Annotated in this window: 26 protein-coding genes and 1 pseudogene; 17 read left to right on the forward strand and 10 right to left on the reverse strand. The window is 69.8% G+C overall.

Going from position 1 to position 24,663, the window contains the following annotated elements; translation table 11 throughout:
* Positions 1-458, reverse strand: a pseudogene (locus ACFXGJ_RS15915) (hypothetical protein); the annotation flags it as partial.
* A 68-nt stretch (positions 459-526) separates the two neighbouring features.
* A complete protein-coding gene (htpG, locus tag ACFXGJ_RS15920) occupies positions 527-2,470 on the reverse strand; it encodes a molecular chaperone HtpG (RefSeq protein WP_378621662.1) in 1,944 nt (647 codons plus the stop codon).
* 177 nt (positions 2,471-2,647) lie between these two features.
* Between htpG and ACFXGJ_RS15925 the strand changes: the two genes are divergently transcribed.
* The gene (locus ACFXGJ_RS15925; protein WP_378621622.1) at positions 2,648-3,268 is read left to right on the forward strand and encodes a hypothetical protein; all 621 of its coding nucleotides are present in this window, start codon (positions 2,648-2,650) and stop codon (positions 3,266-3,268) included.
* A 90-nt stretch (positions 3,269-3,358) separates the two neighbouring features.
* Positions 3,359-4,624: a M23 family metallopeptidase gene (locus ACFXGJ_RS15930; protein ID WP_378621624.1), complete on the forward strand. Its 1,266-nt coding sequence runs from the start codon at positions 3,359-3,361 to the stop codon at positions 4,622-4,624.
* Between the two features lie 2 nt (positions 4,625-4,626).
* Here ACFXGJ_RS15930 and ACFXGJ_RS15935 read toward each other — a convergent pair whose 3' ends face one another.
* Together ACFXGJ_RS15935 and ACFXGJ_RS15940 are read right to left on the reverse strand one after the other, a co-directional pair.
* The gene (locus ACFXGJ_RS15935; RefSeq protein WP_378621626.1) at positions 4,627-5,226 is read right to left on the reverse strand and encodes a methyltransferase family protein; all 600 of its coding nucleotides are present in this window, start codon (positions 5,224-5,226) and stop codon (positions 4,627-4,629) included.
* 9 nt (positions 5,227-5,235) lie between these two features.
* Positions 5,236-5,529 carry a hypothetical protein gene (locus ACFXGJ_RS15940; RefSeq protein ID WP_378621629.1) on the reverse strand — a complete coding sequence of 98 codons (294 nt, stop codon included), beginning with the start codon at positions 5,527-5,529 and terminating at the stop codon, positions 5,236-5,238.
* Between the two features lie 229 nt (positions 5,530-5,758).
* Here ACFXGJ_RS15940 and ACFXGJ_RS15945 point away from each other — a divergent pair, with 229 nt between their 5' ends.
* Together ACFXGJ_RS15945 and ACFXGJ_RS15950 are read left to right on the forward strand one after the other, a co-directional pair.
* Positions 5,759-6,550, forward strand: a complete 792-nt coding sequence (locus tag ACFXGJ_RS15945; RefSeq protein WP_378621631.1) for a 3-oxo-5-alpha-steroid 4-dehydrogenase — start codon at positions 5,759-5,761, stop codon at positions 6,548-6,550.
* Between the two features lie 73 nt (positions 6,551-6,623).
* Positions 6,624-7,028 (forward strand): helix-turn-helix domain-containing protein, encoded by a 405-nt coding sequence (locus ACFXGJ_RS15950; RefSeq protein WP_378621633.1) that lies wholly within the window; start codon positions 6,624-6,626, stop codon positions 7,026-7,028.
* Between the two features lie 6 nt (positions 7,029-7,034).
* On the opposite strand, the gene ACFXGJ_RS15955 is transcribed toward ACFXGJ_RS15950, so the two are convergent.
* Both ACFXGJ_RS15955 and ACFXGJ_RS15960 read right to left on the reverse strand, forming a co-directional pair.
* Positions 7,035-7,631 (reverse strand): ATP-dependent Clp protease proteolytic subunit, encoded by a 597-nt coding sequence (locus ACFXGJ_RS15955; RefSeq protein WP_378621635.1) that lies wholly within the window; start codon positions 7,629-7,631, stop codon positions 7,035-7,037.
* A 2-nt stretch (positions 7,632-7,633) separates the two neighbouring features.
* A complete protein-coding gene (locus ACFXGJ_RS15960; protein ID WP_378621637.1) occupies positions 7,634-8,236 on the reverse strand; it encodes a ClpP family protease in 603 nt (200 codons plus the stop codon).
* 128 nt (positions 8,237-8,364) lie between these two features.
* On the opposite strand from ACFXGJ_RS15960, the gene ACFXGJ_RS15965 reads away from it, so the two are divergent.
* The 6 genes from ACFXGJ_RS15965 to ACFXGJ_RS15990 all read left to right on the forward strand — a co-directional run bounded on the left by ACFXGJ_RS15965 (position 8,365) and on the right by ACFXGJ_RS15990 (position 12,696).
* Positions 8,365-8,691 carry an ArsR/SmtB family transcription factor gene (locus tag ACFXGJ_RS15965; protein ID WP_378621639.1) on the forward strand — a complete coding sequence of 109 codons (327 nt, stop codon included), beginning with the start codon at positions 8,365-8,367 and terminating at the stop codon, positions 8,689-8,691.
* A gap of 2 nt (positions 8,692-8,693) precedes the next feature.
* Positions 8,694-9,179 carry an SRPBCC family protein gene (locus ACFXGJ_RS15970; protein ID WP_378621641.1) on the forward strand — a complete coding sequence of 162 codons (486 nt, stop codon included), beginning with the start codon at positions 8,694-8,696 and terminating at the stop codon, positions 9,177-9,179.
* Between the two features lie 76 nt (positions 9,180-9,255).
* Positions 9,256-10,125 carry a cutinase family protein gene (locus tag ACFXGJ_RS15975; protein WP_378621643.1) on the forward strand — a complete coding sequence of 290 codons (870 nt, stop codon included), beginning with the start codon at positions 9,256-9,258 and terminating at the stop codon, positions 10,123-10,125.
* A gap of 149 nt (positions 10,126-10,274) precedes the next feature.
* The gene (locus tag ACFXGJ_RS15980) at positions 10,275-10,616 is read left to right on the forward strand and encodes a hypothetical protein (RefSeq protein WP_378621664.1); all 342 of its coding nucleotides are present in this window, start codon (positions 10,275-10,277) and stop codon (positions 10,614-10,616) included.
* A 232-nt stretch (positions 10,617-10,848) separates the two neighbouring features.
* Positions 10,849-11,934: a DUF1524 domain-containing protein gene (locus ACFXGJ_RS15985; protein ID WP_378621665.1), complete on the forward strand. Its 1,086-nt coding sequence runs from the start codon at positions 10,849-10,851 to the stop codon at positions 11,932-11,934.
* A 96-nt stretch (positions 11,935-12,030) separates the two neighbouring features.
* Positions 12,031-12,696 carry a TetR/AcrR family transcriptional regulator C-terminal domain-containing protein gene (locus ACFXGJ_RS15990; protein ID WP_378621644.1) on the forward strand — a complete coding sequence of 222 codons (666 nt, stop codon included), beginning with the start codon at positions 12,031-12,033 and terminating at the stop codon, positions 12,694-12,696.
* A gap of 13 nt (positions 12,697-12,709) precedes the next feature.
* Here ACFXGJ_RS15990 and ACFXGJ_RS15995 read toward each other — a convergent pair whose 3' ends face one another.
* Positions 12,710-13,531 carry a thioesterase family protein gene (locus tag ACFXGJ_RS15995; RefSeq protein ID WP_378621646.1) on the reverse strand — a complete coding sequence of 274 codons (822 nt, stop codon included), beginning with the start codon at positions 13,529-13,531 and terminating at the stop codon, positions 12,710-12,712.
* A 158-nt stretch (positions 13,532-13,689) separates the two neighbouring features.
* On the opposite strand from ACFXGJ_RS15995, the gene ACFXGJ_RS16000 reads away from it, so the two are divergent.
* Positions 13,690-14,319 carry a TetR/AcrR family transcriptional regulator gene (locus ACFXGJ_RS16000; protein WP_378621648.1) on the forward strand — a complete coding sequence of 210 codons (630 nt, stop codon included), beginning with the start codon at positions 13,690-13,692 and terminating at the stop codon, positions 14,317-14,319.
* 61 nt (positions 14,320-14,380) lie between these two features.
* On the opposite strand, the gene ACFXGJ_RS16005 is transcribed toward ACFXGJ_RS16000, so the two are convergent.
* Positions 14,381-16,141, reverse strand: coding sequence for a GNAT family N-acetyltransferase (locus tag ACFXGJ_RS16005; RefSeq protein WP_378621650.1), 1,761 nt, complete (start codon positions 16,139-16,141; stop codon positions 14,381-14,383).
* A gap of 74 nt (positions 16,142-16,215) precedes the next feature.
* Here ACFXGJ_RS16005 and ACFXGJ_RS16010 point away from each other — a divergent pair, with 74 nt between their 5' ends.
* Positions 16,216-16,995 (forward strand): alpha/beta fold hydrolase, encoded by a 780-nt coding sequence (locus ACFXGJ_RS16010; protein WP_378621652.1) that lies wholly within the window; start codon positions 16,216-16,218, stop codon positions 16,993-16,995.
* A gap of 75 nt (positions 16,996-17,070) precedes the next feature.
* Positions 17,071-18,048, forward strand: a complete 978-nt coding sequence (locus tag ACFXGJ_RS16015; RefSeq protein ID WP_378621667.1) for a pseudouridine synthase — start codon at positions 17,071-17,073, stop codon at positions 18,046-18,048.
* Between the two features lie 94 nt (positions 18,049-18,142).
* Here the strand turns inward: ACFXGJ_RS16015 and ACFXGJ_RS16020 are convergent, their stop codons facing one another.
* Complete coding sequence (locus ACFXGJ_RS16020; RefSeq protein ID WP_378621654.1) at positions 18,143-18,586, reverse strand: hypothetical protein; 444 nt, start codon at positions 18,584-18,586, stop codon at positions 18,143-18,145.
* A 100-nt stretch (positions 18,587-18,686) separates the two neighbouring features.
* On the opposite strand from ACFXGJ_RS16020, the gene ACFXGJ_RS16025 reads away from it, so the two are divergent.
* Positions 18,687-19,373 carry a trypsin-like serine protease gene (locus tag ACFXGJ_RS16025; protein WP_378621656.1) on the forward strand — a complete coding sequence of 229 codons (687 nt, stop codon included), beginning with the start codon at positions 18,687-18,689 and terminating at the stop codon, positions 19,371-19,373.
* A 115-nt stretch (positions 19,374-19,488) separates the two neighbouring features.
* Here the strand turns inward: ACFXGJ_RS16025 and ACFXGJ_RS16030 are convergent, their stop codons facing one another.
* Positions 19,489-20,418, reverse strand: a complete 930-nt coding sequence (locus tag ACFXGJ_RS16030; protein WP_378621669.1) for an arabinofuranosidase — start codon at positions 20,416-20,418, stop codon at positions 19,489-19,491.
* Between the two features lie 786 nt (positions 20,419-21,204).
* Here ACFXGJ_RS16030 and ACFXGJ_RS16035 point away from each other — a divergent pair.
* The 3 genes from ACFXGJ_RS16035 to ACFXGJ_RS16045 form a co-directional block, all read left to right on the forward strand.
* Positions 21,205-22,023, forward strand: coding sequence for an HNH endonuclease (locus ACFXGJ_RS16035; protein WP_378621658.1), 819 nt, complete (start codon positions 21,205-21,207; stop codon positions 22,021-22,023).
* Positions 22,024-22,047: 24 nt separating this feature from the next.
* Positions 22,048-22,617, forward strand: coding sequence for a YdeI family protein (locus tag ACFXGJ_RS16040; RefSeq protein WP_378621660.1), 570 nt, complete (start codon positions 22,048-22,050; stop codon positions 22,615-22,617).
* 874 nt (positions 22,618-23,491) lie between these two features.
* Positions 23,492-24,663 (forward strand): hypothetical protein (locus tag ACFXGJ_RS16045; protein ID WP_378621671.1); only part of this gene is annotated, 1,172 nt, incomplete at its 3' end.

The following is a 24,663-nucleotide window of genomic DNA, read 5'->3' on the forward strand; positions in this document are numbered from 1 at the left end:
CCCGAGAACAGCGCTCGCGCGATCTCCGAGGCGCGGGTGCCGTCGGCCAGCGCGTGCACCACCTGCAGGACGGCGACCACCGCGGGGCCGTCGTCGCAGCGGGGCGCGCCGTGCACGGGACCGAAAAGGTGCAGACGCCATGGCGATTCGGTCGGGTCGAGCCGACCGGTGAGCAGCGCGGCGACGTCGTCGCGGCAACGGTCCCAGGACCGCGGGCCGGACCCGTGCAGGCGGACGTGGCCGCTCTCGACGGCCATCGGCACCCAGTGCGGGTAGTCGGCCCGCAACGGGATCTCACCGACCTTGACACGCAGGTCCGGGATCAGCGCCGCCCGGTCGAGCAGGGCGGCACGGATCTCGTCGAGACCGTCGGTCGGGTCGGCGAAGCAGTAGAGCAGGAACTGATCGGTGGGGATCTTGCGAGAGATCCAGTACGACTGCGCATCTGGGGCGAACATCCGCGTCACCGACAGAAGATAGCAGCGCCGGTCCGGGGGGGGGGGGGCGCCGTGGGACCGGCGCTCGCTCACACCGTCGCGGCGAGGCGGCTGGCGAGCAGTCCGGTGAATCGCACCGGGTCGTCGAGCTCGCCGCCCTCGGCCAGCAGCGCCATGCCGTACAGCAGTTCCGCGGTCTCGGCGGGGGCGGTGTCGTCGGGACGGTCGGCATGGGCGGTGCGCAGCGCCGCGACGAGCGGGTGGTCGGGGTTGAGCTCGAGGATGCGCTTGGTCTGCGGCACCGGCTGCCCGGACGCCCGGTACATGCGTTCGAGGGCGGGCGACATGCTGAAGTCGTCGCCGACGATGCAGGCCGGCGAGGTGGTCAGCCGGCTCGACAGCCGCACCTGCTTGACCTGCTCGCTCAGCGTCCCGGTCATCCAGGTGAGCAGGTCGGCGAAGTCCTTCTCCCGCTCCTCCCGCTCGAGTTCGTTCGCCTTCTTGTCGTCCTCGGTGTCGAGGTCGACCTCGCCCTTGGCGACGGACTGGAGCGCCTTTCCGTCGAAGTCGGGGACCTGCGAGGCCCACACCTCGTCGACGGGGTCGGTGAGCAGCAGCACCTCGAGACCCTTGGCCTTGAACGCCTCGAGGTGCGGGGAGTTCTCGAGCAGCTGGCGCGAGTCGCCGGTCGCGTAGTAGATCTGGTCCTGGCCGTCCTTCATCCGGCCCACGTAGTCGGCGAGGGTGGTCAGCTCCTCGTCGCTGTGCGTGGAGGCGAACGAGGAGATCTCGAGCAGCGCGTCGCGGTTGTCGGAGTCCGAGACCAGCCCCTCCTTGAGCGCGCGCCCGAACTCCGACCACAGGGTGCGGTAGTCGTCGGGGCGCTCGGCCTGGATGTCCTTGACGGTCGCGAGGACCTTCTTGGTGAGCCGTCGGCGGATCGCGCGGATCTGGCGGTCCTGCTGCAGGATCTCGCGAGAGACGTTGAGGGACAGGTCCTGTGCGTCGACGACGCCCTTGACGAAGCGCAGGTACTCGGGCATCAGCTGGTCGCAGTCGTCCATGATGAACACACGCTTGACGTACAGCTGGACGCCGGACTTGCCGTCCCGCATGAACAGGTCGAACGGTGCGTGCGAGGGGATGAAGAGCAGCGCCTGGTACTCGAAGGTTCCCTCCGCCTTCATCGCGATGGTCTCGAGCGGGTCGTCCCAGGCGTGCGCGACGTGCCGGTAGAACTCCTTGTACTCGTCCTCGGAGACCTCGTCGCGCGAGCGTGCCCACAGCGCCTTCATCGAGTTGATCGTCTCGGACTCGACGGTGACCTGCTCGTCGCCGCCCTCCTCGGTGGCCGGGGTGCGCCGTTCGACGTCCATCCGGATCGGCCACGCGATGAAGTCCGAGTAGCGCTTGACCAGTTCCCGAATCTTGTGCGCGGACGTGTAGTCGTGCAGGTGGTCGTCGGTGTCGACGGGCTTGAGGTGCAGGGTCACCGAACTGCCCTGCGGCGCGCCCTCGACGGTCTCGATGGTGTAGGTCGCCTCCCCGCTGGACTCCCAGCGGGTGGCCTGCTCCTCACCGGCGCGACGGGTCAGCAGCGTCACCTTGTCGGCGACCATGAAGGTCGAGTAGAAGCCGATGCCGAACTGACCGATCAGTTCCTCCGAGGCCGCGGAGTCCTTGGCCTCCTTCAGCTTTCGGCGCAGCTCAGCCGTGCCCGACCGGGCGAGGGTGCCGATCAGGTCGACGACCTCCGCGCGGGACATGCCGATGCCGTTGTCCCGGACGGTGAGGGTCCGGGCGTCCTGGTCGGCCTCGATCTCGATGTGCAGGTCGGAGGTGTCCGCCGCGAGGTCCTTGTCGCGGTAGGCCTCGAGCCGCAGCTTGTCGAGTGCGTCCGAGGCGTTGGACAGCAGCTCCCGCAGGAAGGAGTCCTTGTTCGAGTAGACCGAGTGGATCATCAGGTCGAGCAGCTGGCGGGTCTCCGCCTGGAACTCCAACTGCTCCCGACCGGGTGCGTCCTGTTCTCCGATGTGCGCGTTCACTTCGTATTCCTTTCGACAGCGGCTACCCCGCTACCGGACACGTCGTCGGGATTTTAGCGCCGGAAGGGCCCACCATTGCCATGCCAGGTCGGTGGGAGGAGGGTGAGAAGTGGGGTTGACCGGTGGCGCCGCCGGGGCGCCGCCTCGAGCAGAAAGGGGTGGATCGTGTACGCGCGCTCTACCACTATCCAAGCCCACCCGTCCCACATCGACGCAGGTGTCAAGCACATCCGCGACACCGTCATGCCCGCGCTCGCCGACCTCGAGGGATGCGCCGGACTCTCGCTGTTGGTCGACCACGACACCGGACGCTGCATCGCCACCAGCTCGTGGACGGACGAGGACGCGCTGCGCGGCAGCGAGGGGCCCGTCAATGACATCCGCGACCGCGCCGTGGAGATGTTCCACGGCACCGCCCACGTCGAGCGGTGGGACATCGCGGTCCTGCATCGCGACCATCGCTCCCAGCGCGGCGCCTGCGTCCGCGCCGCATGGCTCAAGATCGAGCCGGGGCGCATGACCCGGGCCGTCGACGTGTTCAAACTCGTCGCGATGCCGTCAATGCAGGAACTCGAGGGCTTCTGCAGCTCGAGCATGATGGTCGACCACGCCGCCGGCCGGGCGGTGGTCTCGGTGACCTTCGACAGTCACGACGCCATGGACCGGAACCGGGACGCGGCCGAGGCGCTACGGACAAGAGTCGCCCGGGAGATGGGAGCCGAGGTGCTCGAGGTGTGCGAGTTCGAGCTCGCGATCGCGCACCTGCACGTGCCCGAGATGGCCTGACACCGAGATTCGAGGGCGGCGAATACGGCGCCGCGCTCGGCTGCGCGGATACGCTCGACCGGAGCGATCGCGCGCAACCGGGAGGCGCTGATGAACCGCACGTGGCGTCGGCTCACCGCGGTGGCGGCCCTGGGCTTGGCGGTGACCGCGTGCGACACGCAGTCGTCGCCGACGGCGCAGCCCCGGTGGGGCACCGAATGGACCCCGGCAGAGAGAATCTCGTCCACCGACCCCATCGTCGGCCCCGCCCCGTTGGCCCTGGAGGTGCCGTTCGCGCCGACTCCCGTCGACACCACCGACGGCGCCAGCCACCTCACCTACGAGGTGGTGGTCACAAACGCGACGACGGTGCCGTTGACGGTGCGTCAGGTGACGGTCGCCGCGGCGGACGCACCCGGCACGCCCCTCGCGACGTACGGCGCCGACGCCGTCGCGCCCAACATGAACCTCGTCGGCGACCACACGACCCCGGTCGCCCGACTGCTGCCCGCCCAGACCGGGATCTTCTACGTGGACCTCGTCCTGCCCGGTGGGAGGCGGGCCCCCGGCGCGCTGGCGACCTCGATGGCGGTCGCGGCCGATGCGCCGCCACCCGCGCCGGGCGCGGAGGGAGGGACCCTGTCCGGGATGGTCGACGAGTCCGGCCCGCCCGCGGTGCAGACTCCCGACACGACGGTCACCGTGCCCGTCTTCGACGGGAAGGTCCCGGTCATCGGGCCGCCGCTCGCCGGCGAAGGCTGGGCGGCGATGGAGGGCTGCTGCGGCTCCGACACCCACCACCGGCGCGGCGCCTGGTCGGTGAACGGCAAGCTGCTCCTGTTCGAGCGGTACGCGATCGACTTCCTCGGCGTCGACCGTGCCGGGTTCGCGTACCGAGGCGAGAACAACAAGGAGAACTACGTCGGGTACGGCCAGGACGTGCTCGCCGTCGCGGACGGGACGATCACCTCCGCGGTGGACGGCAAGGCGGAGAACGTCGTCGGCGCCCCGCAACCCGAGCGGGACTTCACCGAGGCGATGGGCAACAACCTGGTGCTCGACCTGGGCGACGGACTGTACGCGGCCTACGCGCACCTGAAACCGGGCAGCCTGCGGGTCGAGGCCGGCGATCGGGTCACCCGTGGCCAGGTCCTCGCCAGTCTGGGCAACACCGGGCAGTCGACGGCCCCGCACCTGCACTTCCAGGTGATGGACAACACCAATCCCGCACTGGCGCAAGGCGCGCCGTTCGAGTTCGACTCCTTCGCACTGGCCGGGCACGCCACCCTCGAGGACGTCACCTACCTGCCGACGCCCGAACCGCGGACGGACCAGATGCCGTTGAGCCAGACCGTCCTGGATTTCCCCACCCGCTAGGTCTAGAGCACGAACGGGATCAGCCGGGTGGTCCGCCGCATGTACCGGCGGTACGGTTCGCCGAGCTCGGCAGCGAGCAGGTGTTCCTCGTACGGGATGCGGACGAGGTAGGCCGCCGCCAACCCGAGCACGGCGAGCGGGGCCAGCCAGTTGGTGTAGGCGACGGTGAATCCGAGCGCACAGATCAGCGCGCCGGTGTAGGACGGATGCCTGACCCACCGGTACGGGCCGGTGTCGACGACGGCCTGCCCGGGGACGGTCTGGACCCGGAAGGTGAACGACGACCCGAGTTCGCGGACCGCGCGCAGCCGCAGCCCCTGCCCCGCCGCCGCGACCACGAGCCCCGCGGCGAACCACCACCATCGCCCGTGGACGACCACCGTCGCGGACACCAGGACGCTCACGGCGAGCCCGCCGAGATACGAGACGAGCAGACCGAGCCCCACCGCGAGACCGCTGCGGTCGCGCGGACGCGACGCCGACGGCCGGATCCGGCCGATCCGGTACTCGGAGAACAGGAATGCCGCGAAGGCCGCCGCCAACACCGCGCCCGCGACCGGATCGGTCGCGAAGAGCGGCAGGACCCGATCGGGTTCGGTCATGCCATCGCCTCAGCGCGCCTCGGCGGCCGCCTCGAGCTTGGCAAGTCCCTTCTCGAAGTCCTTGCCGACCATCTTGTCCATGCTGAAGACGAACCCGAAGACCTTGAAGAACCACGTCTTCTTGCCGGTCATCTGCCAGCGGACGGTCGTGTCGGTACCACCGGGCTCGAACAGGAAGGTGGTGACGGGGGACCACGCGGGCCACTCGTGGAAGTCGTCGACCAGCGCGTGCACCGCCTCGGGGCCGGCGCCCACGACGACGGAGCGTTCGACGAGGAAGCTGTCGGCGCCGGCGGGGGCCATGACGGTTCTCCGTTCCGGGCCGCGCCCGTGGCGGCCCCATCAGCGAATCATCCCCCGCGCCGGGGTCGCTCGCTACCCGGAAATCCGTGCGCATCATCGCCCCGTTTCGCGGTGACAGCGCCACCGGGTGCGGTATAACACGTTCTAGTTTCTTGCGTCGGCGACACCACACGGCGCAGTCGACGACGCCGGCCGACCAGCGGCCACGCGCAGAAGATGAAGGATCTCGATGCACTGGTACACCGGGAACACCGCGTACGACACCGTGCTGACTCTCGCGTTCGCGTTCGCCGCGTTCGTGATCGTCGGCAGCTTCTTCGCCCAGAGTTCGTACGGGCGTTTCTCCCAGGCGAACCTCGGGTTCAACCTCAACCCGAAGCTCGGCTGGTGGCTGATGGAGATCCCGGCGACGGTGGTGTTCCTGGTCTTCTACCTCACCGGACCGAACCGGTTCGAGCCGACGTCACTGGTTCTCGCCGCGATCTGGCTGATGCACTACGCGAATCGCGGCTGGTTCTTCCCGCTCGCGATCCGGCAGGTGCCGGGCAAGCGCAGCACGTTCAACATCTCGGTGATCGTGATGGGCATGCTCGTGACGTCGATGCACGGGTACCTCAACGGCGCACTGTTCAGCCACGACTACTTCGGCCAGTACGGCACCGACTGGCTGACCGACCCCCGATTCCTCGTCGGACTGGTCGTCTACCTGACTGGTTTCGCTTTGCTGGTCAGCTCCGAGTCGATCGTGCGGAACCTGCGCGACAAGAAGAACCCCGGCGCCGCCGAGTACCGGATCCCGTTCGGCGGCGGGTTCCGCTTCGTCACCAGCCCGGCCTACCTCGGCGAGCTGATCGCCTGGTCCGGCTTCGCGCTGCTGACCTGGGCCCTGCCCGGCGTCGTCATCCTGCTCATCACCGCCGGCAACCTCATCCCCCGCGCCTTCGCGACCCACCAGTGGTACCAGGAGAAGTTCACCGACTACCCCACCGACCGCAAGGCCCTGGTGCCGTACCTGGTCTGAACGAAGCGCGGGGGGCGTCTGCTCTGCGCGAACAGCGGCGACTCCGTCGCCGGGCGGTGCGAAACTCGGGATCATGGCTGCAGCAGATCGACCCGTCGTCGTCGACCTGGCCGCCCGGCGCGGCGACCGGCGCGGCCCGGCCCGCGCCGACTCCCCTGCGCCACTGTTGCGCGCGGTCTACGGCGAGATCCTGCGCGACGAACGCCGCGACCAGGACCGCACGCTCGCCGACGTGGCGCGGGCCGTCGGCATGTCCAAGCAGTACCTGTCGGAAGTCGAGCGTGGCCGCAAGGAGCCGTCGTCGGAGATGCTGCACTCGGTGTGCGGCGCGCTGGGACTCCCGCTCGAACACCTACTCGCCCGAGGCATCCGACGACTGGCCGTCACGCGGCGGGTCGAGACGGGCACACCGGCCCTCCTGCCGCAGGAGGGAAGCCGTCGGAGCGGCCACGCACGAGTGGAACTGCTCGCCGCGTAGCCGTGCTCACCCGACCCCGCGGGTCATGATCACCTCGTCTGCGAGGCCGTAGTCGATCGCCTCCCGTGCGGTGAAGATCCGGTCCCGGTCGGTGTCCCTGCGCAGCCGCGCCACGTCCTGACCGGTGTGCACACCGAGAATCTCCTCGGTCTGCGACCGGATTCGCAGGACCTCCGCGGCCTGCAGCGCGAGGTCGGAGATCGAGCCCTGCCCCTGCGTCGAGGGCTGATGCAGCAACACCCGGGAATGCGCGAGCAGGTACCGCCTGCCGGGCGCGCCCGCGGCGAGCAGCACCGCTGCCGCGGATGCGGCCTGACCCATGCAGTAGGTGGCGACCTGCGGCCGCAGGAACTGCATGGTGTCGTAGATCGCGAGCATCGCGGTGGTCGAACCGCCCGGCGAGTTGATGTACAGCCCGATCTCCCGATCGGGCGCCTCCGCCTCGAGATGCAGCAACTGGGCCATCACGACGTTCGCGACGCCGTCGTCGATCTCGGTGCCCAGGAAGATGATTCGCTCGTTGAGCAGGCGACTGAACACGTCGAAGGAGCGCTCCCCCGCGGGAGTCCGCTCGATGACATTGGGAATCGTGTACTGAGACATTGCTACAGCCCCATCCGTCGGGTCGCCGCGAACGGCGCGATCTGCGCGAAGGAGTCGACGACCTCGTCCACGATCCCGTAGTCGCGCGCCTGCTCCGGGGTGAACCAGCGGTCCCGGTCGCTGTCGGCGGCGATCTCAGCGACCGAACGGCCGGTCTCGGTCGCGAGGATCGCCTCCGACTGACGCTTCATGTACTCCCAGTTGTCGGCCTGGATGGCGATGTCCATCGCCGTGCCGCCGATGCCCGCGGACGGTTGATGCATCATGATCCGGCTGTGCGCCAGGCTGATCCGCTTTCCCCGGGAGCCCGATGCCAGCAGCACCTGCCCCATGCTGGCGGCGAATCCGAGGGCCACGGTCACCACGTCGTTGGGGATCAGCTTCATCGTGTCGTAGATGGCCAGGCCGGCGAGGACGGACCCGCCCGGCGAGTTGATGTAGAGGACGATGTCCCGTTCGGCGTCGGCGGCGGCGAGCAACACCAGCTCGGCGCACACCCGCTCGGCCATCTCGTCGTTCACCTCGCCGGTGAGCATCAGAATGCGCTGCCGGAACAGGCGGTCGGTCAGTTGGTCGCGGTAGTCCAGTGGCGATGTCTCGATCATGCTTCCCGTTGTATCCGCCCGCCGCGGACGCGAATCGATTTGTCTGCCAGGGGCAGACAGACCACCCGCGCGACATCGCCGGCCCCAGTCCCTTGACATCGTGAAGTCCGCGACAAATACTGAACTAGATGGTTCAGCATTCAGGTCTAGACGCAACGTTCGCTGCACTCTCGGATCCGACCCGGCGCGGGATCCTCGAACACCTCGGCCGGACGGACGCCACGGTCAGCGAACTCGCGGAGCACTTCGAGATGACCCTCACCGGCATCACGAAGCACCTCCACCTGCTCGAGGAGGCGGGCATGGTCGTGACCGAGAAGCACGGCCGCGTGCGCCACTGCCGACTCGGCACGAACCCGCTCGACCGCGAGGCCGCCTGGATTCGCGGTCACCAGCGCGAGATCGAGGGCCGACTGGACCGTCTCGAACAGTTCCTCAACCGCATGGAGGAGTAACGATGACCACGCAACACACCCCCACCGCCGCGACCGTCACGACCCCCGGTGACAGGGAGATTCACGTCGAACGCGTCTTCAACGCCGCCCGCGACCGGGTCTGGGCCGCGTACACCGAACCCGAGCAGCTCGCCCAGTGGTGGGGTCGCGGCAACCCCCTCGACGTCGAACGCTGGGAGTTCGAGCGGGGCGGCCACTGGCGTTTCGTCGAGCATCACGAAGGCGGAACCGACGGCTTCGAGGGACGCTTCCGGGAGATCATCCCGCCCGAGCGCCTCGTGTACTCGTTCGAGTGGGACGGCATGCCCGCGCACCCGTGCATCGATTCCGTCGAATTCGTCGACCTGGGCGACGGCCGCACCAAGGTCGTGATCGACAGCCAGTTCCTCACCGCCGCCGAACGTGACGGCATGCTGCAGTCCGGCATGGAGGACGGCATGAACGCCAGCTACGCGGCGCTCGACGCGCTGCTCGCAAAGGTCGACTGAACGACGAGCGCCAATTGCCAGGGTCCTCTCAGCCGCCCCTGAACGGATCCTTACTCGGCGCGGGCATCGTGGACTCATGTCGCGGATCACCGTTCTCGCCGTCGGCGGCACCGGGGAATCACACCCCGCCGACCTGCGCACCGAGGTGTCCGGGTTGCTGCGTGGGGTCACCGACACGCTCGACGATCGGTTCGTCGGGCGGTGGGTCGGCTATCCGGCGTCCTACGGCCCGGTCGCGGTCGGCGGACTGAGCTACCGGCAGAGCACGGCGGTCGGCGTGCGCAGGGTGATCGAGGCGGTCGCGGCGACCGACGGCCAGGTGATGCTGATCGGTTACTCGCAGGGCTGCACGGTCATCCGCGAGGTGCTCGGCCACGTCGCCGCCGGCCGCCTGACCGCGGACGCCGTCGCAGCCGTCGGCCTGATCTCCGACCCCGAACAACCGGACGGCGCCGTGCCGGGCTGCCGCGGGCACGGCGTCGCCGGCCCTGGTCCGACGACACCGGACTCGATCCCCATCCTGTGGGTCGGACATCCGGAGGACATGATCTGCAACGCCAGCGACGACAGCTACGTGCGCGACGTCGCCGACCTCACCCGCTCGATGTCGCTGCGCGAACCTCGCACCTGGCTCCGCGAGCTCTGGGAACTGATCCGCGACAACAACTTCCAGAACGCGACGAAGACGCGATTGAGCCCTCGCCAGTGGCGCACGGACCTGCGGCGGCTGCGCACCGCGGCGGTCGAGGTGCTCGGATACCTGCCCGAACGCCTGGCCTGGCGCGGTCTGCGGGTGTCCAATCCCCGTGGCGGGCGGCACGTCGCGTACGGCACCGAACCCTTCGACGCGAGCGGGCTGACGGGGTGCCAGGTGCTCGCACAGTGGATCCAGGTGCAGGCGACGTTCGGGATACCTGCGCGTCGGGTGTCCAGCGCGGCCGCCTGAGCACCCGAGGTGCGCGATACGCTGTCCCCTGGTCAGGTCGGGTCCTCTACCAGTGCAGGAGATCTGTCGTGAAACTCGCTCTCAGGTTCGGTTTGTGCGCCACGTTCGTCACCGCGTTGGGGTTGTCGACCGCGGGGGTTGCGGCGGCAATGCCGGTGACGGTCCCGTTTCAGATCGATCCGGCCCCATTCGGGAATTCGAACGGAAGCTTCGACGCACCCCCGATTCGGTGCGCAGCGGTAGTCGGCGAGCAGCCCGGAGTTGCGGTGATCACCGGAGGAAATCCCGGCCGCTGGGGCTGCCCGCTCTCCTCCCAGGCGCAGTGGATGAACCTGTCGACCGGCGCGACCGGGTCCACCCAGTTGTCGAACGGCCTGAACGGGATTCCGGCCGCGGCGACCCTGAACACCGGGATCGGGCAGGTCGTCGTCATCGTCAATCCGGTTGCCGGAATCGTGACGCCCGGCGTCGCCACGTTCTACGTGCCCTGACGATCACCCGGCGCCTCTCTCGCCAGTCGAACGGATGAATCCGCGCCGATAGCCACCCGACCGGTCCGAAATGCCTGATATGGATGGGGCTGACGATGCGCCGAAACCGGCGCATCACCGCACCGTGAAGGATCTGCTCGTGTTCTCCAGGACCGCCTCCCCCGTCAGCGCTGCCCGGCCCGTCCGGCTCGTACGCAGGGACACCGCCTGGGTCGCCGGAGCAGCAGGGCTCCTGGTGGTCGTGAGCCTGGCCGGATGCCGCGCGCCGGAGACGTCGCCACAGTCGCCGACCACCAGCGCCTCGGCGACCTCGTCCGCGGCGGCACCGACGTCGCGGACCACCGGCACGACGACGACCAGCGTCGTCGCCCCGACCGTCGACGCTGTCGCGGTGTCCGCCAACGGAACCGACGCCGCGAACACGGCGCTGGCCCAGCTGGACACCCTGCCCGTCAAGGGCCGGGCGCCGAAGACCGGCTACGACCGCGCCCTGTTCGGGCAGGCCTGGTCCGACGACGTGACCGTCGCTGGCGGCCACAACGGTTGCGACACCCGCAACGACATCCTGCGACGGGACCTCTCCGACGTCGCGCTCAAACCCGGCTCGAACGGCTGCACCGTCCTTACCGGCACGCTCGCCGACAGCTACACGGGCACCACCATCGCGTTCACCCGCGGTTCCGGCACGTCGAACGCCGTGGAGATCGATCACATGGTGGCACTGTCGGATTCGTGGCAGAAGGGCGCACAGCAGCTCGACGATCAGGCCCGGCGCAACCTCGCGAACGATCCTCGTAACCTGCAGGCCGTCGACGGTCCGACCAACCAGCGCAAGGGCGACGGCGATGCGGCGACCTGGCTGCCGCCGAACAAGGAGTACCGCTGCACCTACGTCGCCCGGCAGATCGAGGTGAAGGCGGCGTACGGGCTGTGGGTCACCGCCGCGGAACGGGACGCGATGGCGCGGGTGCTCGAGACGTGCGGCGCGACGCCGGCGAGGGTCGTCCCCGCCGCGGATCCCACGCCCGAGCGGCAGCAGGTCGCGACGGCCCCGCCTGCACCCGCGCCTCGATCGGCGGCACCCGCACCCGCACCGGTTCCGTTCGTCGCCCCACCGGCCCCTGCGCCGGCCGCGGCTGTTCCACCGCCTGCACCCGCACCCGCACCCGCGCCGGCGCCCGTGCCGCAGCCCGGCGCGGGGGTGTCGTACGCGAATTGCAGCGCGGCGCGGGCGGCGGGCGCAGCGCCGATCTACGCCGGGCAGCCCGGGTACAGCCGGAAGCTGGACCGTGACGGTGACGGGGTCGCCTGCGAGTGAGTTGCGCCGGCGGTCGGGGCTAGACTTACGTCGTAAGTATGACACTTACTTTGTAAGTCCCATGAAGATCCGGGGCGGAAACGGGAGTGGGGACAGATGGCGAAACCGTCGGGCGCATCGGCACCCCGGGCGCGGCTGGACCGGACGCGGGTGTTGAGCGCGGCCGTCGCGATCGCCGACGCGACCGGAATCGAGTCGGTCACCATGCGCAGACTCGGCAGCGAACTCGGCGTCGAGGCCATGTCGCTGTACAACCACGTGTCCAACAAGGAAGACCTACGAGACGGGATGGTCGACAGCGTCTTCGGCGAGATCGAACTCCCCCGCGACGGCGCCGGCTGGCGCGACGCCATGTTCCGCCGGGCCGCCTCGGCCCGCGAGGTCCTGTCACGTCACCCCTGGGCCACAGAGCTGATGAGTTCACGCACCAACCCGGGGCCCGCGACCCTGCGACACCACGACGCCGTGATCGGAACCCTTCGGGGAGCGGGCTTCTCGATCGCCATGGCCGCCCACGCCTTCTCCGTCGTCGACAGCTACGTCTACGGGTTCGCGCTGCAGGAGACGAGCCTGCCGTTCGACACCGCGGAGGAGACCGCCGAGGTCGCCCAGACGATCCTCGCGCAATCCACCTCCGACGAGTACCCCCACCTCACCGAACTGACGGTCGAGCACGTACTGCGGCCCGGCTACGACTACGGCGCCGAGTTCGGGTTCGGGCTCGACCTGATCCTCGACGGCCTCGACCGTGCCCGCCGCTGATCCACGCCCGGCATCAACTCGCCTCAACCGCGGCTTTCGGCAGCGGCCGGACGGTGAGGATCTGCTGCGCACAGCCGACGGGACCGTGGGCGTCGTGCAAGATCGTGCTCGTCAGCCCCTGCCCCGTCGAGCCGAAGGTGACGGTGGTGTCGAGCCCGGTCCACCCGCCCTCGGGCTGGCGGTACAGGTGGATGGTCAGGTCCAAGTTCGGGAACATCCACTCGGTGGGGTCCCGTAGCGCTCCGATGCCGTTCGCGGTATCGACCAGGGAGAGGAAGGAGGCCAGGTTACCGGCCTGTTCGCCCACCACCAGATCCACCGACGTCGACGCCCATGCCGTCGCGCGCCCAGCACTCGGCGTGCCCACCTGCCGGACGTCGAGCGAGGCGACGTAACCGCCGGACCACACCGAGTCCATCGGCCACCGCGAGGCGGTGTCGGGGTCCGGCAGCGTATCGGGTTCCCCGCCGGCGACGACGGCGGTGTCGAGGTCGGCGAGGTACCAGGCCCTGGCCGTGACCACGGCACGGCCCGCGATGACCACTGTCGCCTGGACCAGTTCGATGGTCCGGCCGGGCCGGACGATCTCGACGTGAACGTCGAACTCCTCGAACGTGATTCGACCGAGGATGTCGAATCCGATGCGTCCCATGGGCAGTGCGGGACGACCCTCGCTCGCTCGCATCCTCTCGATCTCGTGCACCACCAACCCGGCCACCGGACTGAAATGCTGCTCGTCGGCCGCCCACGCACCGCTCGCATGCGGGGTCGGGACGAAACGATGATCCGAGACCCGCTCGAAGTAGCCGGCCCTGTGTCCTGTCGCCTCGGTCATCGGACGCACCTTTCACCCATTTCTCGACCCTTCGGTCGAACTTTATCCCATTGAGTCGAATTATCGCCCCCGTGGTTGCACCTTCCGGGGTCGCATCCCCGCTCCGACCCCACGTCGCGGCGGGTCTTCCCGGACCGGCCGGCCGATATGATCGGGCGATGACTTCGACCGTGGACGGGGAACCCGCCGCCCAGGCGGGACGCGCCGCGCGCCGTCGCGATCGCCGCAAGGCGGAGATGATCACCGCCGCGCTCGAGATCCTCGCCGGCAGCGGTTATCAGGGCATGCGATTCGAGGACGTGGCCGAGCGCACTGACATCGCGAAAGCGACTCTGTACCACTACTTCCCGAGCAAGGATGCGCTCGTCGCGGAGGCCCTGGAGAAGCTCACCACCGACGTACTGACCAGCCTGGCCGAGGCGCTCGACGCGGCCGCGAGCGGAACCGCTACCGAGCAGTTGCGCGCCCTGATCGCCGAGCAGCTGCACATCCTCACGGTGCGCTACCCCGAGGTAGGCAAGGTGTTCTCGTTTCCCGCACCGTGGCCGCCGGCCCACGGCGAGCTCATCAAGGCGATGCGCCGGCGCCACGACCAGCTCTTCCGCCGCGTCGTCGATCTCGGCGTCGACGCAGGCGAGTTCGACTGCCCCGACCCGTCAGTCGCGTTGCACTGCCTGCACGGCATCCTCAATCACGCCTCGATCTGGCTGCGCCCCGACGCCGACCCCGACGGCCGGACCCGTGACGCCGTCGTCGCCGAGTCCCTGCGCCTGTTCGTTCGCGTCTGACCGCAGGTGAACGCCCGCTCTCACCCCAGGCCGGACGCGAACGAGTAGCCGCCGGACATCGTCACAGTGCCCTCTTGAGCCCGACGTGACTGTTGTCGTAGCCGAGCCGCGCGTAGAACGCCTGCGCCCGCTCGCGGTCCCGGTCGGTGGTGACCTGCGCGAGAGTCGCGCCGCGGTGCCGGCCGTGGTCGTGCGCCCACTCGAGCATTGCGGTTCCGACCCCGAGGGAACGTTCGGAGGCCGCCACCCGAACCCCTTCTATCTGAAGCCGGGTGGTGCCGCCACGGGACAACCCCGGGATGACGGTGAGCTGCATGGTGCCGACGATCCGGTCGTGCTCGTCGCGGACCACGGCCAGGTAGTGCGAGGAGTCTCGGGCGACGGCGTCGTACGCCTCCTCGTACCGTGCGATCTCGGCGCCCTCTCGGGTGCGGCCGATCTCGTCGTCGGACAGTAGGGCGACAAGCGCAGGAACGTCGGCACGGCCGGCCCGCTGCACCCGATAGGTCCTGTCGCCGAGTCGGAGCCGCCCCCCGACCGATGCCCGTGACTGCACGTGGGCGATGAGGGTGTCCAGCCAGGTGCCGACATGCCGCCGAGCCTCGGGGGTGTCGGGGTAGCGACAGCGCAGGTGCAGCCCGGACTCGTCGAGGATGAACCAGAGCATCACACCGTCGGTCCGGATCGTCGCGCCGACGTACTGCGCCTCCAGGCCGGTCGCGTCGACCCGGACGGGCAGCCGGCGCAGGTCCAGCCACGAGATCGCGAACATCCCCGGCGCCTCGGGCATCCCGCCCCACGGACGCAGCACGTCCTCCAGTGGCCAGGACCCCATCTGGACGGCCTCCTTGACCGCCTCCGCGCCGGCACGGGGGTCGGGGTCGGTCGATTCCAGCACCGAGTTGGTGATGAACCAGCCGACGGAGTCGTGCCAGGTGGCGTCGTAGCGGCTGTGCACCGGGAAGACCGCCCGCAGTGGGGTGCCGGCCAGCTCGCGGGTCACGGCGGTCATCGCCGAGACCACCAGCGCCAGGGTCGAGACACCGTCGTCGCGGGCCTGCGCCGAGAACGCGGCGCTGCCGTCGACGTCGAGGACGTCGCGCACCTCCACCCGCTCCTGGTGCAGCGTCGCCGCGCCCAGCGACAGCGGGAAGCGTGGCATCACCTCGCCGCCGGCTGCCAGCACTTCGGCCCAGCGGCGGCGTACGTCGTCGGGTGCGGCCGGGCGGTCCCGCAGCGCGCGGGTGTGCTCGGCGAAGGCGGGCGTCGGCGGCAGCGACGGTGACCGCCCCTCTCGCACCGCGGCCAGCGCGGCGAGCAGGTCGCGGGCGATCACCAGCATCGACCACATGTCGACGTGCGAGTGGTCGGCGGCGACCACCACCGTCGGCCCCGCCGCCGTCTCGAGCACGCAGAGCCGGTGCGACGGACGACCGTACGGCGAGCAGGCGCGGTCGAGCACGTCGCGGAGCGCGTCGTTGACGGCCTGCCCGGGGGCGATCGGGTGCAGGGCCCAGTCGCCGGGGAAGACCTCGACCTCGTACAGCCGCGGCTGGCCGTCCTCGCCGGGCACGAACACCGACCGCAGCGTGCCGTGCCGCGCGATCACCGCCAGCCACGCGGCCGCGAGCGCGTCGGGCGGCACCGGCTCGGACAGCCTGAAGGACAACGCCATCCAGGATCCGGCACGGTCTCCTGCACCGACGTGGCGTCGCTGGTCGAAGGAGACGGGAAGCGATCGGCCCGGCGGACCCACGTGGACGTCGTAGCCGAGCAGTCGGCCGAACGGAAGGCGCAGGTGCGCGACGTTGGTCAGCCGCATGTCGGTATCCTAGGCGCTTCCCCAGCGACCGCACCTTCCCCGCCACCGCGCCTGTCAACCATCGAGGAGCCGCCGTGCCGACCTTCAGTGTTCCGGGCGCCGAACTCGACGTGGAGCTGAGCGACGAAGGCGGCCACCCGGTCGTCCAACTCCACGGCCTCACCTCCAGCCGCCATCGCGACCGCGTGATGGAGCTCGATCTCGGCCGCGGGCTCAGCGGGACCCGGCTGCTGAGGTACGACGCGCGCGGACACGGCCGTTCGACCGGGCGTGCGGTCGCCGAGGACTACCGCTGGCCGGTCCTGGCCGACGACCTGCTGAGGCTGCTCGACCACTGGTTCCCCGGTGAGCAGGTACACGGCGTCGGCCCTTCGATGGGTACCGGAACCCTGCTGCATGCGGCCGTGCGCGATCCGGGCCGGTTCGCCGGCCTCACGCTGCTGGTGCCGGCCACCGCCTGGCAGACCCGCGCCGCCAAGGCCGACGACTACCGGCGCGATGCCGCGCTGATCGAGGAGCAGGGACTCGACGCGTTCCTCGGGGCCGACCTCGCCGCGGCCCACCCCCCGGCGACCGCCGGGGCGCCCGAGACCGTGCCGGACGTTGCCGAGCACCTGCTTCCTTCCCTGTTCCGCGGGGCCGCGCTGAGCGACCTGCCCGCACCGGACGAGATCGCCACGATCGGCGCGCCGACCACGGTGCTGGCCTGGACCGACGACCCCGCCCATCCGGTGTCCACCGCCCAGGCGCTGGTGGACCTGCTGCCCAGGGCCACGCTGGAGGTGGCGCACACGCCGCCCGATCTCGCCCGCTGGCCCGGCATCCTGTGCGAGGACGTGGCGCGGCACGGCTAGCGTCGTCGCCGGGCCGTGGCCGGACGCCTGCACCTCGTCGCGGCCCGCGGCGCGGCCGGGCCAGTAGCCGGTGGGATGATGGCGCACGTGCCGATGCCCTCACCGCTGCCCGTCAAGGACGGGGTCGGACCGACGCGGCTGCGCGTCCCGACGTCCGGGCCGTGGGCGACGATCGCCGAGTACGTCGTCGCGAGGTTCGACCACCTGGACTCCGGCGATCTGCACCGGCGGTTCGACGCCGGCGAGATCGTGGGCGCCGACGGCCGCCCGATCGGTCGCGGCACGACGCTGGGCGCGCACCCGTTTGTCTGGTACTACCGCGATCTGCCGGCGGAGGACCCGGTGCCGTTCCGCGAGGAGATACTGCACGTCGACCACGACCTCGTCGTGATCGACAAGCCGCACTTCCTCCCGACCACCCCGAGCGGGCGCTACCTGCAAGAGTCGGCGCTAGTCCGATTGCGGGTCCGCCTCGACAATCCGGACCTGGCGCCGATCCATCGACTCGACCGCGGGACCGCAGGACTGGTGATGTTCTCGGCCCGCCCCGCGACCCGCGGCGCATACCAGTCGCTGTTCGAGAAGCGGCGGGTCACAAAGGTCTACGAGGCGGTGTCGGCGCGACCGCCCGGGTGGGACCCGGACGCACCGGCGCTCGCCGGACGCGCCGTTCCCCTCGTCTACCGCAACCACATCGCGGCGCGGCGCGGCCAACTGCAGGTCGACGTCGACGATTCCCGTGAGCCCAACGCCGAGACAGCGGTAGAGGTGCGAGGGGCAGGCGTGAGCGCCTCCGGACGTGGTGTGCTGCACACGGTCCTGCGTCCGCACACCGGACGGATGCACCAGTTGCGGGTGCATCTGGCGGCACTCGGCGTCGGGATCCTGGGCGACCGGCGATACCCCGACCTGCTGCCCGACGCGCCGGACGATCATTCCCTCCCGCTCCAATTGCTCGCGCGGGAACTGGAGTTCACCGATCCGCTGTCGGGAATGCCGCGGCGGTTCGTCACCCGACGGACGTTGGGCGAGGCGCCCGCGTCGGGGCAATGAGCAGGCGCCGCGACCCGCCGACGACGCCCCGGCCGCGCGTCGAGGACACCCATCGAGTTGGGTGAGGCGAGGTGCGGCACCGCGGTGATCCCGCCTACGCCATGCCTCGCAGGTGCCCCGAAGGGCTGTAGTCGACCTTCCAGTCCGTGTAGACGCCGAGCGTCCCGTCTCGCAGGCACCGCAGACCGATGCTCACCCAGCGCACGTCGTCGCTCCCGTCGCCGACCGAGGCAAAGCCGACTGCGATGGCGAACTCCTCTCCACCGCAAGGGCATTCACACTGGCCCGGTTCGGCGTCGGGCCAGTGGTCCACGCTGTCGGCGATCAGGACGGCGTCGTCGCAGGCCACGCAGAGCCGTTCGGCGCAACCCGCCTCGTCGTCCACGCCAATCTCGAAGGCTCGTCCGCCGCATTTCGCGCACACCGACTCGGTGACGGCGTCGACGTCGTAGCAACCGGCGCGGTAGTCCTTCACGTACGCGGCGAGGGCAGCGAAATCCTCGCCGTGCGCCGGACCCTTCGTTTCCCCTGACGTCACCCACGCCATTGTGCACGCCCCCTCAGCACGCGACTTCCCCGAATGGCATCCCGCCCCGTCCGCTCCTCCGTCATCACATCGGCACACCGCCGAACCAGCCGTGCCGGGCTACGCGATCACCGACCGGCCCGACGGGATCCGCACGGTCCGCGGCGACGCCGCGGTGCTCGAACTCGCAGCGCCGGTGCCCGACGCCGTGCCGCTCCCCCTGCTCGAGACATCCCCGGAGGTCGGCCGGACCGGTCGGATCCTGGGTCGCGGGCTGACCGGTCCACAACCAGCCGGAAGCCCGGACACGGTGCAGCAGGCGGGTGTTCGCGTCGTTGCGCCGTCGGCATGCCAGGCCACCATTGCGGATCGCTACGACTTCGACCAGTCGCAGTCGGTGTGCGTCGAGGGGATCGCGAACACGGCGACGTCAACGGTCGTGCCCTGCTCCGGGGATTCCGGTGGTCCCCTCGTCATCGGGACCGGGTCGTCGGCCCGGCTCGCCGGGATCGCCAGCTACCTCGACCGGCGCGACAACTGCGACGACCCGACCGTGCGGCTCGCCGCGTACACCGACACCGCCGCGATCCGAGACTGGGCGGTCGCCCCGGATCTCGTCCTCGCCCCCGCCCAGGTAACCGCGCCCAGCATCACGGGTACCCCCGCGGTCGGCTCCTCGGTGTCCTGCCAATCCGAGTGGACCGATCCGCGGGCTCAGCTGACCACAGATTGGACGATCGGAGACCGCGGCGAGGACGGGAGTCTGGTGCCCGTGGACGGCAAGCGCTCGACCGCGTGATCGGCTTCGGTGACCGGGGTGCCGTCCGCCTTCGTCATCAGTCGCGCGCCTGCGTCGGCGACATCGAGCGCGAGCTGCAGATCATCCACCGTGTCCACCCCTTGACGGGTCGTCTTCATGCTGGCTCTCGCATCACGCCGACATGGCGCACCGTCCCGGAAAGGCCTGGAAGCTCCTGCACGGGCGACCACGTGCTCAGCCCATCCGTGCTGTCGGAATAGAGGTACTTCCCTTCGGCGTAGGCGTCCAGGTACATCCGCCAGGCACCGTTCGGCAACTGGACCACGGCCGGCCCCTCTCGCAGCGAGCCCCAATTTCCAGCCGGGACGAACGAATAGGGTCCCGTCACCGACGACGCGACCGCATGCTCGATGACCTTCTTCGTCTCGTTCTTGGTGAACGCATGATAGGTCGATCCGACCTTGACCACGGTGGTGTCGATGTGGTCCGCGCCGATCCCGTCGAGCGGGACTGGCAGGCTCCACAACCGGAGCGATGGCTCCAGCGCCGTCATCAGATACGGCACGAACCCTCCACCGGTCGACATCGACAGGATGACGTTGACGCGGTCGCCGTCCACGAACCATTCGGGCGCCCAGGCCTTCGTGGTGAACGGCGACAGCGACGGTCCGTCCTTGAACCCGGCCGACCCCGAGAGGCCCGGTGGGCTCGCCGAGCCGGTGCCGTCCCCCGTGCCTGGCAGGAACGCGCAGCAGAACGGGACCGGCCAGGACCCCATGGGCGTCCAGTTCATGCGGTCGCTGCTGCGCGCGAAGCCGATGTTTGCGCCGTCGGCGGTCGTATAAGTGACGTAATAGGACCCGTCCGTGTGCCGAAAGATGCTCGGGTCGCGGACAACCCCCGAGGGGGGCCGATACGCCGACAGCCGGACGGGTTGGAAGTGAGTGGCGTCCCCCGACTCGTATACATCCAGGTCGCGGTCGCTGGTGTTGCTGAACGCCACCATCGTGTATCGCCACTCTGGCGGCGGTGCGGCGCCACTGCTCCCGGAGGCCGCGACCAACAGGCCCGCGACAACGAGCATCACCGTCGATACGGCGGAAAAGGTGGTTCGCTTCGTGAGCGTCACCGGTGCAGTATCCACGCTCAGCATGCGCAGCACGCGCAGCTTGGGCCGCAGGCTCACCGGATCGTTACCGACCGCGATGTCGGGACGCCACGCCGACCGCGCGGCAACCGCACCCGCGCTCGCCGGACGCGGCGTTCCGATCGTCCACCGCAACCGCATCGAGCCGAGGGGACGGACCGGTCCGCGTCGTCGGTTGATCGAGGCCATCGCGACGAATCCTCGGAACCCCCGAACCTGTCGGTCACGCCCACTACAATCGAACACATGAGCGAACAGGGGCGCTTGACCGATACGGTGACCACCACCGACGTCGAAAGGTGGATTCAATCCCTCGCCGCCGCAACCGGCCCCGACGAGCAACCCGAGCGTATCGATCTGCTCCGAGCCCTCGAACGGCTCACCTGCGCCGCGGCCGGCCTCCAGGCCCAGGTCACCTCCGACTTCGCCGCGCAACAACGCCGCGCGGCGACCGATGCGGGAGCGGCGTGCGAACGTCGAGATTGCGGCATTGCCTCGCAGATCGCGCTGGCCCGCCGCGAGTCCCCGCACCGCGGCGGCATCCATCTCGGCATGGCCACGACTCTCACCTCCGAGCTTCCACACACCCTCGGCGCGCTACGCGGAGGATGGATCACCGAGTGGCGCGCCACCCAGATCGCACGTGAAACCGCTTGCCTCTCAATCGAAGACCGAGCCCAGATCGACCGGACGCTCGCCGCCCACCCCGAACGACTCGAGAAGATGAGCGACAGAGACACCGTCGCCCGCGCACGCCAGATGGCATACGAGGCCGACAAGCAGGTGTGGGTTCGACGGAAGGCGAAGGCGCATACCGAGCGGCGCGTGTCGATCCGCCCCGCACCGGACACGATGGCCTACGTGACGGCACTGCTCCCCATGTCGGAGGGCGTCGCCTGCCACGCGGCCCTCGCAGCGGCGGCCGCGTCGGCAACCGCCACCGGCGACCCACGCACCCGCGGGCAGATCATGGCGGACACCCTCGTCGCCCGCATCGTCACCACGTCGACCGACGACACCGCCGCCCAGGCGACACCGGTCCGAGTGCACCTGACGGTGTCCGATCGCACGCTGTTCGGCGGTGGCGACGAGGCCGCACACGTCCGCGGCTACGGACCGATTCCCGCAGACATCGCGCGGGAACTCGTCCGCGCCGCCGCGACGGCCGGTGTCGCCGAACTTCGACGGGTCTACACGCGGCCGGACACCGGCGCGGTGGTCGCCATGGACCGGAACACCCGCCTGTTCCCCGCATCCCTGGCCGAGTTGATCCGGCTCCGCGACCCCGTCTGCCGAACGCCCTGGTGCGATGCACCCGTGCGGCACATCGACCACATCCATCCCGCCGCCGACGGCGGACCGACCACGTTCGAGAACGGTCAGGGGCTGTGCGAGGCGTGCAACTACGCCAAACAGGCACCCGGATGGGTCGCCGAGACGCTCGACTCGCCGGACGGCAGACACCTCGTCCGGACCACCACCCCCACCGGGCACATCCACCACAGCCCGGCTCCCCCGGCACCGAAACCGGCGGTCGCGTGACCGCCAACACCTAGCCTTGTCCCCATGGCCAACGCGAACGCCGAACACCTACATCCCGAATCCCTCGACGTGTGGCGCGAGTGGCTGCGGGACAACCACGACGAATCCGACGGCGTCTGGCTTGTGTTCTGGCGCAAGGAGTCCGGCAAGACCCCACTCGACTACGACCAGGCGGTACGGGAAGCCCTGTGCTGGGGATGGGTCGACGGGCACACCCGGACCATCGACGAGCACCGACGGGGCATGTGGTTCACCCGACGCGGCCGCAACAGCGCGTGGGCCGCGTCCAACAAGGCACGCGTGACCGACCTGCTCGCCGAGGGACGGATGCAACCTGCCGGGCAGGCCGTCATCGACGATGCCAAGCAACGCGGGCTGTGGTCCCTGCTCGACGACGCGGAGGCACTCGTCGAATCACCGGAACTCGCTGCGGCCCTCGACGCGGACCCGCAGGCCCGCACCCACTGGGACGCGTGGCCGCCGAGCGTCCGCAAGTTCGCACTCAGCCAGATCGCCTTCGCCAAGCAACCGGCGACGAAGACGAGGCGAATCGCCGGCATCGTCGAGAAGGCCGCCCGCAACGAACGACCGTGATCGGCGCCGGCCCGGTCGGCGTCATGCCGGCTCTCGCGGCTCCACTTGCGCCGCATTCAGGTACGGCGTGCTCGTGGTGTCGCGATGTGCGCGGGTCCGCCGGCAATTGTGTGTCGCCGGCCGACCCCGCGAACTCGGCCGCGGGCCGGACGCGGGCGCTTCAGTCGGGACCGACCTAGTGCATCGGTGCGGGATGGTGGGGCCCCTCTTCGAGCGTCGCATTTGTCGGCCGCGGTGTGGTCGTGGTGGCCGCCACCGTTGTCGTGGTGGTCGGTGTGGTTGTCGTCGCGGTCGAGAAATCGTTGCTACCGCAACCCGCGACAAACAGCGCCAAACCGATGCCGACAACAGCAATCGTCGTGCGTACGAACAAGAGCGAACCTCCCCGGTTGCATACCCCTGCACTTGCAAGAACCTGTAAACCGTAACCCCGGAGCGCTCAGCCAGGCCAGCACGGCAAAGCAGCGGGCCGGCGAATTCGCGCCGCTCGTCCTGGGTGACCGCTGACCGCAGTGGGCCGATCTCCAACTCCCACCGTGCTGTGTCGAACACCGGGGTGGTCAGGTAGCTGATCGGCAGGTCCGCCGACGCCACCGGCGTGCTACGCGCGGAAAGCAGTTCGACGATCGACACGACTCGGTCGGTCGGGGGGGCGATGACACCGACGATTCACTCTTGCCAGGCGCCATTGTTACTCCTACCCTCATCACAGTTCGGATATATGCATTAGTTGATGCGAATATTCGTATCACATAGATGGGGAGCGCGCATGACCGTGACCACGACCACCGATCCCGCGGGCCTCGACACCCGCCGCCGACGGAGCGCCTCGCGCAAACCCGTGCGGGCCGGTGTCGCCGCGAGCGCGGTAGCGATGTCCTGCGTGCTGTTCGGCGGCGGCCTCGCCGCCGCCCAGCCCGCCTGGGGGCCGCTGGCACCGCCGAACCCGTTCCTCGGCCCGAACGGCACCTCCACCATGCACGGCGACGCCGGCTCCTCTGACGCGACACCCTTGGCGGGACCGGGCGCCGGGAAGCTCGACGTCGGGGCCACCACCCTCGCGTCCGCCTGCCCCACCCTGCTGCAGGGCTCCGACTCGATGATCGTGGCGTTGTGCACCACCATGATCGGACGCAACCCGACGGTCCACCTGATCGACCGCCCCGCCTCCGGCTCGTCCGGCGGCCTCGGATCCGCCGACCTCGGCTCGGTCGCCTCCGGCTCCACCGGCGGCCGCGACGCCGGCAGCTCACTCGCAGAACTCCCACTCGCCAAGGGCAGCCTCCTCGGCGGCGTGTACGCCTACCTCGACAACAACGACCGACTCGTCGCCGTCGACGGCAACCGCCACCTGGTCCGCGTGGGCCACCACGACAACGGCGGGAAATGGTCACTGACGATCGACGAGTCCGTCGACCTGACCGACGCCATCCCCGCCGACGACAGCGTCACCGGACTGGCCCCCGACTGGGCCGGGAACGTGTGGTTCGCCACCGGCGCCGGACGCGTCGGCGTCGTCGACACCACCGGCCACACCCGCACCGTGGACCTGCCAGCCGGCGAACGCGTCGAGAACAGCATCTCCACCTCCCCCAACGGCACCTCGGTCGCCACCACCCACGCGCTCTACCAACTGTCCACCGGACCGGACGGCACCCCGCACGTCGACTGGCGCGCACCCTACGACCGCGGCAGCGCCCGCAAACCCGGCCAGCTCAGCTGGGGCACCGGATCCACGCCCACCTACTTCGGGCCCGGCACCGGCCACGAGTACGTCACCATCGTCGACAGCGCCGACACCCAGGTCTCGCTGCTCGTGTACCGGGTCTCCGACGGCCAGCAGATCTGCCACACACCGGTACTGGCCAAGGGCGGACCGGGCAGCGAGAACTCACCCATCGGCGCCGGGTCCAGCGTCTTCGTCGCCAGCACCTACGGCTACCCCTACCCTGCGGTACCCGAGAACGCCGGCCCGTCGGTGCCCGCCTCCGCCCCGTTCGCCGGCGGCATGACCCGGGTCGACATCGGACCCGGCGGCTGCACCGT

The organism is Rhodococcus sp. NPDC059234, from assembly GCF_042754225.1.
Taxonomy (GTDB): domain Bacteria; phylum Actinomycetota; class Actinomycetes; order Mycobacteriales; family Mycobacteriaceae; genus Rhodococcus_G.

Bases quoted from the DNA above. Each gene is read 5' to 3' on its own strand.
- ACFXGJ_RS16030 (WP_378621669.1), bottom strand. From the start codon at position 20,418: ATGCTCGTTGTCGCGGGCCTGTTGGTCGCGGCCTCCGGGAGCAGTGGC.
- ACFXGJ_RS15965 (WP_378621639.1), top strand. From the start codon at position 8,365: ATGGTTCAGCATTCAGGTCTAGACGCAACGTTCGCTGCACTCTCGGAT.
- ACFXGJ_RS16000 (WP_378621648.1), top strand. From the start codon at position 13,690: ATGACTTCGACCGTGGACGGGGAACCCGCCGCCCAGGCGGGACGCGCC.
- ACFXGJ_RS15990 (WP_378621644.1), top strand. From the start codon at position 12,031: ATGGCGAAACCGTCGGGCGCATCGGCACCCCGGGCGCGGCTGGACCGG.
- ACFXGJ_RS15935 (WP_378621626.1), bottom strand. From the start codon at position 5,226: ATGACCGAACCCGATCGGGTCCTGCCGCTCTTCGCGACCGATCCGGTC.
- ACFXGJ_RS15995 (WP_378621646.1), bottom strand. From the start codon at position 13,531: ATGACCGAGGCGACAGGACACAGGGCCGGCTACTTCGAGCGGGTCTCG.
- ACFXGJ_RS15945 (WP_378621631.1), top strand. From the start codon at position 5,759: ATGCACTGGTACACCGGGAACACCGCGTACGACACCGTGCTGACTCTC.
- ACFXGJ_RS15960 (WP_378621637.1), bottom strand. From the start codon at position 8,236: ATGATCGAGACATCGCCACTGGACTACCGCGACCAACTGACCGACCGC.
- ACFXGJ_RS15950 (WP_378621633.1), top strand. From the start codon at position 6,624: ATGGCTGCAGCAGATCGACCCGTCGTCGTCGACCTGGCCGCCCGGCGC.
- ACFXGJ_RS15930 (WP_378621624.1), top strand. From the start codon at position 3,359: ATGAACCGCACGTGGCGTCGGCTCACCGCGGTGGCGGCCCTGGGCTTG.
- ACFXGJ_RS16005 (WP_378621650.1), bottom strand. From the start codon at position 16,141: ATGCGGCTGACCAACGTCGCGCACCTGCGCCTTCCGTTCGGCCGACTG.
- ACFXGJ_RS16035 (WP_378621658.1), top strand. From the start codon at position 21,205: ATGAGCGACAGAGACACCGTCGCCCGCGCACGCCAGATGGCATACGAG.
- ACFXGJ_RS15940 (WP_378621629.1), bottom strand. From the start codon at position 5,529: ATGGCCCCCGCCGGCGCCGACAGCTTCCTCGTCGAACGCTCCGTCGTC.
- ACFXGJ_RS16040 (WP_378621660.1), top strand. From the start codon at position 22,048: ATGGCCAACGCGAACGCCGAACACCTACATCCCGAATCCCTCGACGTG.
- ACFXGJ_RS15970 (WP_378621641.1), top strand. From the start codon at position 8,694: ATGACCACGCAACACACCCCCACCGCCGCGACCGTCACGACCCCCGGT.
- ACFXGJ_RS15975 (WP_378621643.1), top strand. From the start codon at position 9,256: ATGTCGCGGATCACCGTTCTCGCCGTCGGCGGCACCGGGGAATCACAC.
- ACFXGJ_RS15955 (WP_378621635.1), bottom strand. From the start codon at position 7,631: ATGTCTCAGTACACGATTCCCAATGTCATCGAGCGGACTCCCGCGGGG.
- ACFXGJ_RS16015 (WP_378621667.1), top strand. From the start codon at position 17,071: ATGATGGCGCACGTGCCGATGCCCTCACCGCTGCCCGTCAAGGACGGG.
- ACFXGJ_RS15980 (WP_378621664.1), top strand. From the start codon at position 10,275: ATGCCGGTGACGGTCCCGTTTCAGATCGATCCGGCCCCATTCGGGAAT.